Genomic DNA, 12,064 nt, shown 5'->3' with positions numbered 1-12,064 from the left:
GGGTGTGGGGGGGAGACTCCCCCTCACCCCAGCCCTCTCCCCGCAAGCGGGGCGAGGGAGTATACCGACCGATCCAGATCATACCTCGTAGCGTCGCAGGAAATTCGAAGGAGAGAGAGTCATGCAGTTGAAGGATCAGGCAGCCATCGTCACCGGCGGCGCATCGGGATTGGGCGCGGCGACTGCGCGCAGGCTTGCCGCGCAAGGCGCCAGGGTCGCGATCTGCGACATGAACGCCAAGCTCGCCGAAAGCGTCGCCGCGGAGCTCAAGGGCGTTGCGGTGGTGTGTGACGTCTCTGATGCCGCTTCGGCCGAAGCCGCCGTGGCCCAGGCCGCCAAGGCGCACGGCCCGGCGCGGGTCCTGGTCAACTGCGCCGGCATCGGCGTTGCCAAGCGCGTGATCGGCCGCGACGGTCCGATGGCGCTCGCCGATTTCGACAAGGTGATCAAGGTCAATCTGCTCGGCACCTTCAACATGCTGCGCCTTGCGACCGCCGAGATGAGCAAGCTCGAGCCGCTTGCGACCGGTGAACGCGGCGTCGTCATCAACACCGCTTCGGTGGCGGCCTTCGACGGCCAGATCGGGCAGGCGGCTTATTCGGCCTCCAAGGGCGGCATCGTCGGCATGACGCTGCCGATCGCGCGCGAACTCGCCCAGTTCGGCATTCGCGTGCTGACGATCGCGCCAGGCCTGTTCCTGACCCCGCTGCTCGCGGGCCTGCCGCAGGAAGCGCAGGATTCGCTGGCGGCGTCGATCCCGTTCCCGCGCCGGCTCGGCGATCCAGACGAATTCGCCGCGCTCGCGCAGCACATGATCGAGAACCCCTACCTCAACGGTGAAGTGGTGCGGCTCGACGCCTCGCTACGCATGGCTCCGAAGTAAGTCTGAATGAATCGACGTCTTGCCGCGATCTGGATCTTACCTCTCCCTTCGGGAGAGGTCGGCGCGAAGCGTCGGGTGCGGGGTTTCACTCTAACGATAGTCCGTAACCCCTCACCCCAGCCCTCTCCCAATGGGAGAGGGAGTGCACCACCGTTGCGGCGCGATTGGGTTAGGTGATTCATGTTCGTCAATCGGCGCGACGTGCAGATCCAGTGGGGCGACTGCGACCCGGCGAACATCGTGTATTACCCGCGCTACTTCGAGATGTTCGACGACTCCACCTCGATCATGTTCGAGGCCGCCGGCTACTCGAAGCAGGATCTCGTCCACAAATACGGCCTGGTGGGCATCCCCATGGTCGACACGCGGGCGAAATTCTACGTCCCGTCGACCCATGGCGACTGGATCAGGATCGAAAGCCGGGTGGAGAGCATCAAGCGTTCGAGTTTCGAGGTGAAGCACGACGTGTTCAAGGGCGAGGCGCTGGCTATCGAAGCCTTCGAGACCCGGGTCCTGGTCGGCCGTGATCCGGCCGATCCGAACAGGCTGAAATCCGCGCCGTTCCCGCCGGAGATCGTCGCGAAATTCCTGGGAGGTGAATCGAGCACCCGATGAAATCGGATTGGAAGCGGCGCGCTGCGCTCCCTCTCCCCGCTTGCGGGGTCGAGACGAGCGAAGCTCGCCCGGATTGCCCTCGGCGATCCGACCTCTCCCCCACTCGGGAAAGGTGAAAGAGGTCGTTCAAGTTGCCGCCTCACCAAAAGGCGGTGCTGAATAAAAAAGAGTTCTGCTGAAATAGAGATTACAGGGAGGAAAGCATGAAAAGGTTCTATCTATCGGCGGCGCTCGCCGCGGCATCGCTCGCTCTGCCGGCGCTGCCGGCCTCGGCGCAGACCAATGAGATCACAATCGGCATCACCGTCACCACCACGGGGCCGGCGGCTGCGCTCGGCATCCCCGAGCGCAACTCGCTGGAATTCGTGAAAAAGGAGATCGGCGGCGTGCCGCTGAAGGTGATCGTGCTCGACGATGGCGGCGATCCGACCAACGCCACCACCAATGCGCGGCGCTTTGTGACGGAATCCAAGGCCGACATCATCATGGGCTCGTCGACCACGCCGCCAACCATTGCGGTGTCGAACGTCGCGAATGAAGCCGGCATTCCGCATTTCGGTCTCGCGCCGCTCCCGGTCACCCCGGAACGCGCGAAATGGTCGGTGGTGATGCCGCAGCCGGTGCCGATCATGGGCAAGGTGATATATGAGCACATGAAGGCCAAGGGCGTGAAGACGGTGGGCTATATCGGCTATTCCGATTCCTATGGCGATCTCTGGCTGAACGATTTCAAAAATCAGGCCGTGCCGATGGGCATGACCCTGGTTGATGAGGAGCGTTATGCGCGTCCTGATACTTCGGTGACCGGACAGGTGCTCAAGCTCGTCGCCGCCAATCCCGACGCCATTCTGGTCGGCGCTTCCGGCACCGCCGCCGCGCTGCCGCAGACCGAATTGCGCGACCGCGGCTACAAGGGGCTGATCTATCAGACCCATGGCGCAGCCAGCATGGATTTCATCCGCATCGCCGGCAAGGCGGCCGAGGGCGTCCTGATGGCCTCCGGCCCGGTGATGGATCCCGAAGATCAGCCCGACAGCGCGCTCACCAAGAAGCCGGGCCTCGCGCTGAACTCGGCCTATGAAGGCAAGTATGGCCCGAACAGCCGCAGCCAGTTCGCCGGCCATGCCTACGACGCGTTCCTTGTGCTCGAGCGCGTCATTCCGGTCGCGCTCAAGAAGGCGAAACCCGGTACGCCGGAATTTCGCGAAGCCATCCGGCAGGCCTTTCTGACCGAGAAGGACATCGCCGCGAGCCAGGGCGTCTACAACTTCACCGAAAAGGACCGCTACGGCGTCGACGAGCGCGCGCGCATCCTGCTCACCGTGAAGAACGGCAAGTACACGCTGGCGAAGTGAGCCGGGCGTAAAGGACGCTGATCGATATGAGCCAGCCTCCGAGCGGAGGCTGGCTCTTTCTTGACGCTGTAGCTCGTGACTAGATCGCGCTCGCGCCCTCGTGGTGGAAGCCGAGATAGCTCGCGGCCACCGCCTCGTTGGCCGCAACGTCCTTGGCTGGGCCGCTCAGCACGAACTCGCCGAGCTCCATCACATAGGCGCGATCGGCGATCCTGAGCGCGGCCTGCGCATTCTGCTCGACCAGCAGCACCGAGACGCCGCTGGCGCGCAGTTCGCCGACGATGCGGAAGATGTCGGCGACGATGATCGGCGCAAGGCCCAGGCTCGGCTCGTCCAGCATCAAGAGCTTTGGCGCGCCCATCAGCGCTCGGCCCATCGCCAGCATCTGCTGCTCGCCACCCGACAGCGTGCCGGCGAGCTGTTTGCGGCGCTCCTTCAGCCGCGGGAACAGCGCATACACCCGCTCGAGCGAGATCTTCGCTTTCGCCTTGGCAATCCGGAAGGCGCCGAGCTCGAGATTGTCCTGGACGCTCATGGTGACGAACAATTCGCGGTGCTCGGCGACGAGGCCAAGGCCCAGCGCGACGCGGTCCTCGATCTCGAGCCGCGCCAGGTTCTCGCCGCCAAAGGTGACGCGGCCCTTGAGCGGCAGGATGCCCATGACGGCGCTGAGCAGCGTGGTCTTGCCGGCGCCGTTGGCGCCGACGATGGTGACGATCTCGTTTTCGGCCACTTCGAGCGAGACCGAGCGTACCGCCTCGACCTTGCCGTACGACACGTGCGCGTCTGAAACCGACAGGAGTGCTCTCATGCCGCCACTCCCAGATAGGCCTTGATCACCGCGGGATTGGTTTTGATCGCCTCGGGCGTGCCTTCGGCGATCTTGGTGCCGAAGTCCAGCACCACGATGCGGTCGGCCAAATCCATCACGAAGCCCATGTCGTGCTCGACCAGCAGCACGCTCATGCCGCCGTCGCGCAAGTCCCGCAGCAGCGCCGCGAGCCGCTGCTTTTCCATGTGGCGCAGGCCGGCCGCCGGCTCGTCGAGCAGCAGCAGCATCGGATCAACGCACAGCGCGCGGGCGATCTCCACGATGCGCTGCTGGCCGAGCGAGAGACTGCCTGCAAGCTGGTGCATCTGGTCGGCAAGGCCGACGCGCTCGATCTGGCGTGCGGCCTCCGCCAGCAGCTTCTCCTCGTCGGCGCGGTCGAGCCGCAACATGCTGGACACGGGGCCCGAGTGCCCGCGCAGGTGCGCGCCGATCGCGACGTTCTCCAGCACGGTCATGTCGGGCACCAGCTTGACGTGCTGGAAGGTCCGGGAAATGCCGAGCTTGACCACTTCCTGCGGCGGCGCGTTGTCGATCTTCCTGCCCAGCACGGAAATCGAGCCGCCGGTCGTGGTCAGCACCCCCGTGATCAAGTTGAAGGTCGTGCTCTTGCCGGCGCCGTTGGGACCGATCAGGGCGACGATCTCGCGCGCCTGGACGTCGAAGGAGACGCTGTTGACGGCAATCACGCCGCCGAATTGCTTGCGCGCGTTGTCGATCTTGAGGAGGACGCCTCCCTCGCTCGGCGTTCTTGCGCGCGCGGGCAGGGCCAGCGAGGTGTCCGGCCGCTTGCCGACCGGCTTGAGCGGAAGGCGTGCCACCAGCCAGGGCCACACGCCGGCGGGCGCAAGCTGCAGGAGTATGATCAAAAGGATGCCGAACACGATGGTCTCGAGCTGGCCGGAGCCGTGCAGGAGAAGCGGCAGGTAGCTCTGCAGCACCTCCTTGAGAATGACGACGATCGCAGCGCCGAGCACGCCGCCCCAGACGTAGCCGGCGCCGCCGACGACCGCGATGAAGAGATACTCAATGCCGGCCTGCGCGCCGAACGGCGTCGGGTTCACGGCGCGCTGCAGGTGCGCATAGAGCCAGCCGGACAGGCCGGCCAGCACCGCGGCGTGAATGAACACCAGGAGCTTGGCGCGCGGCGTCTGCACCCCGAAAGCCTCCGCCGCGACATGGCCGCGCCGCAGCGCGCGGATGGCGCGTCCGGTGCGGGAGTCCAGAAGGTTCGTGGTGAGCAGGGCCGAGATCAGCACGGCGACCCAGATCGCGTAATAGATCGAGCCGGGATCGAGCATCCGGAACGAGCCGATCGACAGCGGCGGGATGGCGGAGATGCCGTCATTGCGGCCGAGGAATTCGAGCTTGCTGAACAGATAGAAAAGGCCGAGGCCCCAGGCCAGCGTGCCGAGCGGCAGATAGTGACCCGACAGCCGCACCGTGATCAGGCCGAGCAGGACCGCGGCGACGCCGCTGACGAGCAGCGAGAGCGGCAGCGTCAGCCAGGGCGACAGACCGTAGGCCGTCGACAGCACCGCGGTGGTGTAGGCGCCGAAACCGCAGAACGCCGCCTGGCCGAACGAGGTGAGACCGCCGACGCCAGTCAGCAGCACGAGACCCATCGCCACCAGCGCCGCCAGCCCGATGTTGTCCAGAAGCACGATCCAGAACGGGGGCACGCCCGGAATGAGCGGGATCGCCGCCACAACAATGGCAAAGATGATGATCGGCAGACGCTCTCTCATCGCTTAGTCCTTCTCTTCCTCGACTGCCGGGGCCGCCAGCGAGCGCAGCAGAAGCACCGGGATGAGCAGCGTGAAGACGATGACCTCCTTGAAATTGCTGGCATAGAAGGACGAGAACGCTTCCACCGTGCCGACCACGAGCGCCGCGACCGCGGTCAGCGGATAGCTGACCAGGCCGCCGATGATTGCGGCGATGAAGCCTTTCAGGCCGATCAAAAATCCGGTGTCGTAATAAAGCGTCGTGATCGGCACGATCAGGATGCCCGACAGCGCGCCGATGACCGAGGCGAGCAGGAAGGCGATCTGGCCCGACAGAGTGGTGCGGATGCCGACCAGACGCGCCCCCAGTCGGTTCACGGCGGTGGCGCGCAGCGCCTTGCCGTACAGGGTGAGGCCGAAGAACAGCCACAGCCCGACGATGAAGGCGATGGTGATGGCGTAGACGGCAATGCTCTGGCCGGTGAAGCGCAAGGTACCGGCGGTGAAAGCTGTCGACAGCACAGCCGGGCCGCGCTGGCCCTCCGCGCCGAAGAACAACAGCCCCAATCCCTGCAGCGCGAGATGGCAGGCCACCGAGGCGATCAGCAGTACCAGCACCGAGGTATGGGCGAGCGGCTGAAAGACGATTCGGTACAGGAACAGCCCGATGGCGGCGACGATCACCAGCGACAAGGCAATGCTGACGCCGACCGGCGGCTGGCGGCTCACCACCCAGGAGGTCAGCGCCAACACGGCGCCGGGCAACACAATATTGGTGAGGAAGGCACGTGCGATGGGACGCACATGCAGGGCCCTGCGCGCTGCATAAAGGTCCAGTGCAAAAGCGACGATGCCCATCGCCAGCGCAAGCTTGGCCGTGCCCGGCATCTGGCCGGAGGCCACGGAGGCATAGGTCAGCGCGCCGTAGGTGACGAATTCGCCCTGCGGAATCAGGATCACGCGGGTGACGGCGAACACCAGCACCAGCGCGAGGCCGAGGAGCGCATAGATTGCGCCGTTGGTGATGCCGTCCTGAACCAGGAACAGCATGATGGTGGTGTTCAAGACCGGACGCTCCCCTCCCTTGTCGGACCGCCTGCAAGCTTGGCGCCGCTAGTGTCCAACGACAGCCATTGAAACCCGCTGCCAATATTTGATATGGTCAATAACAATTATTAAATATAATCTCAAGGGCGGCTGCAAGTAGCCGGCCCCAAATCTAGCGGGATTGTGAGCACCAGGCGATGAGCGTTTCCAAGACCGCCGCAACGGAAGCCAGCAAAACCCGCAAGGAAGCGGGCGAGGGCGGTAGCGAGCACGCCCTGCAGATGGGCGAGCTGTCCGAGCTCCTCGGCTATCTGATGAAACGCGCCCAGCTCAAGGTGTTCGAGGACTTTTTGCGCTGCGTCGCACCGTTGCAGCTGACGCCGGCACAGTTTTCCGTCCTGTTGCTGGTCGACCGCAATCCGGGACGCAACCAGACCGAGATCGCCAACACGCTCGGCATCCTCCGGCCGAACTTCGTCTCGATGCTCGACAATCTGGAGAGTCGCGATCTCTGCATGCGCATGCGCTCCACCAACGATCGCCGCTCGCACATTCTGGTCCTCACCGATAAGGGCAGGGCGGTGCTGGCGCGCGCGAAGAAGCTGGTCGCGACCAAGCACGAGGCGCGGCTGAACGAGCTCCTGGGCCCCGCCAACCGCACCGCGCTTCTGGCGATGCTGACCAAGATCGCCGCTGAGTTCTGAGGGAACTTTCCTCGGCTGCGGCACCTGGCTCAAGACGCACCTGGCTCAAGACCTGGGTCGCCAAGCCTGTTTCATCCTCTCGCTCGTCATGCCGGGCCAGGTCCCGGACGGCACCATCTCTTTTGCCAACGCACGACCTGGATGAACGGGAGGCCAGGCAAGACGGAGCAGCAAGCCATCTTGGATTGTACACATTCCGTGGAACCAATGATGTTTGGAATATGCAAAGTCATGCTTGAAACATCACAATAGATACTTTAACCATGGAATCAGGCTCCTGGATTTGCCTTTGGAGGCATCAATCCCGTGATTACTGCCGCGCAGCTCCGCGCCGCCCGTGCCTTGCTGGGAATTGACCAGCGCGAACTCGCGCAGCGCTGCGCGCTGTCATTGCCGACGATTCAGCGGATGGAGGCTTCCGAAGGAGTGATCCGCGGTAATGTCGATTCCCTGATGAAGCTGGTAGACGCGCTTGCTGTTGCCGGTATCGAGTTGATCGGCGAGGGTACGGCCAGCAGCGGTGGGGGGCGCGGCGTCAGGCTTAAGTCCCAGGGCGGTTCCAGATGAGCGGCATGGTGGAATAATGGCGCGCAGGCAGATCGCGAACCGGGTGATGCCGTGATTTCCGTGGCGCTATGGGCAGTCGCTGCCTTGTTGCTGCTGGCTCCGGCCGGCATCGCGCTTTCCGTTCACCCTCGCGGCTCGACGGTCCTGTATGGCGGCTGCCTCGTGGTCACCCTGACGCTCGCCGTCACGGCGCTGATCAACCTGCTCGATCCTTTCCATCCGACGTGGGATGCCACGCTGCCGGTCGGCCTGCCCTGGCTCGGCGCCCATTTCCGCATCGATGCGCTGTCGGCGTTCTTTCTCGTCGTGGTCAATCTCGGCGGCGCTGCGGCAAGCCTGTTTGCGCTGGGTTACGGCCGGCACGAAGACTCGCAGGGGCGCGTGTTGCCGTTCTATCCGGCCTATCTCGCCGGCATGAACATTGTGGTCATGGCGAACGATGCCTTCAGCTTTCTGGTCGCCTGGGAGTTCATGTCACTGACGTCCTGGGCGCTGGTGGTCTCGCATCACCGCGAGGCCGAGAACGTCCGTGCCGGCTATGTCTATCTGTTGATGGCGAGCTTCGGCACCCTATGCCTGCTGCTCGCCTTCGGCGTGCTGGCCGGCGGCGGCAATTACGATTTCGATGCGATGCGCGCCGCGCATCCCTCCGCGGCGCTCGCGAGTCTCGTTCTCATGCTGGTGTTGCTCGGCGCCGGATCGAAAGCGGGTCTCGTGCCGCTGCACGCCTGGCTGCCGCTGGCGCATCCGGCCGCGCCAAGCCACGTCTCCGCCCTGATGAGCGGCGTGATGACCAAGGTCGCCGTCTACGGCTTCGTGCGCATCGTGTTCGACCTGCTGCCGGCGCCCGAGTGGTGGTGGAGCATGGTTGTTCTCGCGGTCGGCGGTCCGACCGCGACGATGGGCGTGCTCTATGCGCTGATGCAGCGCGACATCAAGCGCGTGCTGGCCTATTCGACCATCGAGAATATCGGCATCATCTTCACCGGCCTCGGGCTCGCGCTGGCATTCAAGGCGGAAGGGCTCGACTGGGTGGCGGCGCTCGCCTTCACTGCGGCCATGCTTCACGTCCTCAACCATGCGCTGTTCAAGAGCCTGTTGTTCTTCGGAGCCGGCGCCGTGCTTCACGCTACCGGTGAGCGCGACATGGAAAAGCTCGGCGGGCTGATCCATCGCATGCCGCAGACTGCATTCGCGGTTTTGATCGGCTGCGTCGCGATCTCGGCGCTGCCGCCCTTCAACGGCTTCGTCTCGGAATGGCTGACCTTCCAGGCGATTCTGCTCAGTCCGCAGTTGCCGAGCTGGGGATTGAAGCTGATCATTCCGGCGGTCGGCGGCCTCCTGGCGCTGGCAGCGGCGTTCGCTGCGGCCTGTTTCGTCAAGCTGTTCGGCATCAGCTTTCTCGGCCGGGCGCGAAGTCCTTGTGCCGCCGAGGCCAACGAGACCGACCATTTTTCGCTGGGCGCGATGTTCTTGCTTGCGTTCTTCTGTCTGATCACCGGCATCCTGCCCGGCTTCTTCATCGATGCGCTTGCGCCGGTGAGCAAGGCCATGGTCGGAAACGTCATGCCGCACCAGGTGGGCCTGGAATGGCTGACCATCGTCCCCATCGCCGAAAGCCGCAGCTCGTACAACGGTTTGCTGGTGTTCCTGTTCGTCGTGATCTGCGGTAGCGCGGCGGCCTCGGCGATCCACCGGCTGGCTTCGGACCGGCTTCGCCGCGGACCGGCCTGGGATTGCGGCTACCCCGATCCTAATCCCGCGATCCAGTACAGCGCCTCGAGCTTTTCCCAGCCGATCCGCCGGGTGTTCGGCAGCGTCATCTTCGCCGCGCGCGAGATCGGCGAAATGCCGCCGCCTTCTTCGGCCGCGCCGGCGCGCCTCACCGTCGAGGTGCACGATCTGATCTGGAACGGGTTGTATGCGCCGATCGCGAAGGGCATCGGATTTGCGACCGAGCGGCTCAACGTCCTGCAATTCCTCACCATCCGCCGCTATTTGACCCTGGTCTTCGTGGCATTGATCGTCCTGCTTCTCGTGGTGGCGCTATGACGACGCTCCGCGACATCCTTTCGCAGGGCGCGCAGATGTTCCTCGTCCTGCTGCTTGCGCCCCTGCTCACCGGCTTCGTGCGCAAGGTGAAGGCGCGCCTCTTGCGCCGGCGGGGCCCGCCGCTGCTGCAGCCCTATCGCGACCTCATCCGCCTCATGCGCAAGGACGTCGTTCTCGCGGAGAACGCCTCCTGGCTGTTCCGCGTCATTCCCTATTTGATCTTTGCCGGCACCTGGGTTGCGGCGTCGCTGGTGCCGACGTTCGGCAGCGGACTCCTGTTTTCCTGGACCGCCGACCTGATCGCGATCATCGCGCTGCTCGGCAGCGCGCGGTTCTTCCAGGCGCTCGCTGGCATGGACGTCGGGACGGCGTTCGGCGGCATCGGCTCCAGCCGCGAGGTGATGATCGCCTCGCTCGCCGAGCCCGCGATCCTCATTACGGTGTTCGGAGTGGCGATGATCGCCGGTTCGACCCAGCTCTCCAGGATCGCCGAATTCATGGGCTCGAGCGAAGTCGGCTTGCGCGTGTCGCTCGGGCTTGCGCTGGTCGCGCTGATCATCGTGGCTCTGGCCGAGAACGCCCGCATCCCCGTCGACAATCCCGCCACCCATCTCGAACTCACCATGGTGCACGAGGCCATGGTGCTGGAATATTCCGGCCGCCATCTGGCGCTGATCGATCTGTCCTCGGAGCTCAAGCTGCTGCTCTACGTGTCGCTGATCGCCTGCATCTTCGTGCCCTGGGGCGCCGCGCCGGCCGATTCCGGCATTCAGGCGTTTGTGTTCGGCGCCGCCCTCTATTTCGGCAAGCTCGCCGCCGGCGGTTTCCTGCTGGCGCTGTTCGAGACGTCGATCGCGAAGATGCGCGTGTTCCGGATCCCGGAATTCCTGGGTGCGGCGCTGATGCTGGCGCTGCTTGCCACCCTGTTGCGGTTTGTGTCGGGGAGCCTGTGAAGCCATGAGCGGCCTGCAATTCGATATCGCCCATCTGCTCGCGGGGTCGCTGGTGCTGGCGAGCTTCGTGATGCTCTATCAGGACCGGCTCTATTCTCTCCTCAACGTGTATGCGATGCATGCCACCGTGCTGGCGATGTCGGTGGCGTGGCAGGCCTTTGTGCAGGAGGCGCCCCATCTCTACCTCACCGCTTCGATCGCGCTGGTATTCAAGGCGATCATCATTCCGGTGGCGCTGCACCGGATCATCGTCAGGCTCGGCATTCACCGCGAGATCGAGACGGCGGTCGGCGTTGGTCTCACCATGATGGCCGGCATCGGCCTTGTCGCACTGTCGATGGTGGTGATGCTCCGGGTGACGCCGGGTGCAGACGCGCTGGCGCGCGAAGACCTCGCTTTTTCGCTGTCGGTGGTGCTGCTCGGACTGTTGATCATGGTGACGCGGCGCAACGCGGTGAGCCAGGTGGTCGGCTTCATGTCGCTCGAAAACGGCCTTGTGCTGGCCGCGACCGGCGCCAAGGGCATGCCGCTGGTCGTCGAGATCAGCGTCGCCTTCTCGGTGCTGATCGCCTTCATCGTGATTGGCATATTCCTTTTCCGTATCCGCGAACGCTTCGACAGCGTCGATGTGCAGGCACTGGATCGTTTCCGCGGAGAACGTGGATGATGATTGACGCGCTCACGGCCATCCTGGTGATACCCGCCGCTTCTGCGGCGGTGCTGGCGCTGCTGCCGGACAATGGCCTCACGGCGCGGTTCAACGTCGTGGCGGCGCTGGCGACGTTCCTTACCGCGCTGTCGCTGTTCGTGGTCGAGCCGATCTCGGGGCAGTACCTGCTCGTCGACGATCTCAACAAGGTGTTCATCGTACTGACCACCTTTGTCGGCTTCACCACCAGCGTGTTCAGCGCGAGCTACATCGCCCACGAGCTGGAGATCGGCCGCATCACGCCGGCGTTCCTGCGCTTCTACCACGCCATGTACCAGGCGATGATGGCCGCCATGAACGTGGCGCTGCTCGCCAACAATGTCGGCCTCATGTGGGTCGGCGTCGAGGTGGCGACGCTCTCCACCGTGATGATGGTCGGCATCTATCGCACGCCCGAGGCGATCGAGGCGTCGTGGAAATACTTCATCCTCGGCAGCGTCGGCATCGCGCTGGCGTTCTTCGGCACCATCCTCACCTATCTCGTCGCCCAGGACGTCATCGGCGAAGGCCTGCCGGCGATGTGCTGGGATCTCCTGGTCGTCAGCGCCGGCAATTTCGAGCCGCGGCTGTTGTCGCTCGCCTTCGTCTTCCTCCTGGTCGGCTACGGCACCAAGATCGGCCTC

At 64.5% G+C, this 12,064-nt stretch carries 11 protein-coding genes and 1 pseudogene; 9 read left to right on the top strand and 3 right to left on the bottom strand.

Translation table 11 applies throughout. From position 1 onward, the window contains the following. Positions 1–121: 121 nt before the first annotated feature. The 3 genes from HY852_RS19405 to HY852_RS19395 all read left to right on the top strand — a co-directional run bounded on the left by HY852_RS19405 (position 122) and on the right by HY852_RS19395 (position 2,853). The gene (locus HY852_RS19405; RefSeq protein WP_291606414.1) at positions 122–883 is read left to right on the top strand and encodes a 3-hydroxyacyl-CoA dehydrogenase; all 762 of its coding nucleotides are present in this window, start codon (positions 122–124) and stop codon (positions 881–883) included. 180 nt (positions 884–1,063) lie between these two features. Next, the gene (locus tag HY852_RS19400) at positions 1,064–1,498 is read left to right on the top strand and encodes a thioesterase family protein (protein WP_291606412.1); all 435 of its coding nucleotides are present in this window, start codon (positions 1,064–1,066) and stop codon (positions 1,496–1,498) included. A gap of 203 nt (positions 1,499–1,701) precedes the next feature. Further along, a complete protein-coding gene (locus tag HY852_RS19395) occupies positions 1,702–2,853 on the top strand; it encodes an ABC transporter substrate-binding protein (protein ID WP_291606411.1) in 1,152 nt (383 codons plus the stop codon). Positions 2,854–2,932: 79 nt separating this feature from the next. Here HY852_RS19395 and HY852_RS19390 read toward each other — a convergent pair whose 3' ends face one another. The 3 genes from HY852_RS19390 to HY852_RS19380 are packed head-to-tail and all read right to left on the bottom strand — an operon-like array spanning position 2,933 to position 6,474. Further along, entirely contained in the window at positions 2,933–3,664 is a 732-nt protein-coding gene (locus HY852_RS19390) for an ABC transporter ATP-binding protein (protein ID WP_291606410.1), read from the bottom strand. Beyond that, a complete protein-coding gene (locus tag HY852_RS19385; protein WP_291606409.1) occupies positions 3,661–5,430 on the bottom strand; it encodes a branched-chain amino acid ABC transporter ATP-binding protein/permease in 1,770 nt (589 codons plus the stop codon). The genes HY852_RS19390 and HY852_RS19385 overlap by 4 nt, the downstream gene beginning before the upstream one ends. Positions 5,431–5,433: 3 nt before the next feature. Next, positions 5,434–6,474, bottom strand: coding sequence for a branched-chain amino acid ABC transporter permease (locus HY852_RS19380; RefSeq protein WP_291606408.1), 1,041 nt, complete (start codon positions 6,472–6,474; stop codon positions 5,434–5,436). Positions 6,475–6,653: 179 nt separating this feature from the next. Between HY852_RS19380 and HY852_RS19375 the strand changes: the two genes are divergently transcribed. The 6 genes and pseudogenes from HY852_RS19375 to HY852_RS19350 all read left to right on the top strand — a co-directional run. After that, a complete protein-coding gene (locus HY852_RS19375) occupies positions 6,654–7,160 on the top strand; it encodes a MarR family winged helix-turn-helix transcriptional regulator (protein WP_291606407.1) in 507 nt (168 codons plus the stop codon). A gap of 306 nt (positions 7,161–7,466) precedes the next feature. Continuing rightward, positions 7,467–7,727 (top strand): helix-turn-helix domain-containing protein, encoded by a 261-nt coding sequence (locus tag HY852_RS19370; RefSeq protein ID WP_291606406.1) that lies wholly within the window; start codon positions 7,467–7,469, stop codon positions 7,725–7,727. Between the two features lie 51 nt (positions 7,728–7,778). Next, positions 7,779–9,779 carry a hydrogenase 4 subunit B gene (gene hyfB, locus HY852_RS19365; RefSeq protein WP_291606405.1) on the top strand — a complete coding sequence of 667 codons (2,001 nt, stop codon included), beginning with the start codon at positions 7,779–7,781 and terminating at the stop codon, positions 9,777–9,779. After that, positions 9,776–10,732: an NADH-quinone oxidoreductase subunit H gene (locus tag HY852_RS19360; RefSeq protein ID WP_291606404.1), complete on the top strand. Its 957-nt coding sequence runs from the start codon at positions 9,776–9,778 to the stop codon at positions 10,730–10,732. The genes hyfB and HY852_RS19360 overlap by 4 nt, the downstream gene beginning before the upstream one ends. 4 nt (positions 10,733–10,736) lie before the next feature. Beyond that, positions 10,737–11,399, top strand: coding sequence for a hydrogenase-4 component E (locus tag HY852_RS19355; protein ID WP_291606403.1), 663 nt, complete (start codon positions 10,737–10,739; stop codon positions 11,397–11,399). Continuing rightward, a pseudogene (locus HY852_RS19350) lies at positions 11,396–12,064 on the top strand (hydrogenase 4 subunit F); the annotation flags it as partial. The gene HY852_RS19355 and the pseudogene HY852_RS19350, both read left to right, overlap by 4 nt.

Source organism: Bradyrhizobium sp., assembly GCF_016213215.1.
Lineage (GTDB): Bacteria > Pseudomonadota > Alphaproteobacteria > Rhizobiales > Xanthobacteraceae > Bradyrhizobium.
The sequence above is the reverse complement of the archived record's forward strand: the minus strand, read 5'-3'. Positions and strand labels throughout refer to the sequence as shown.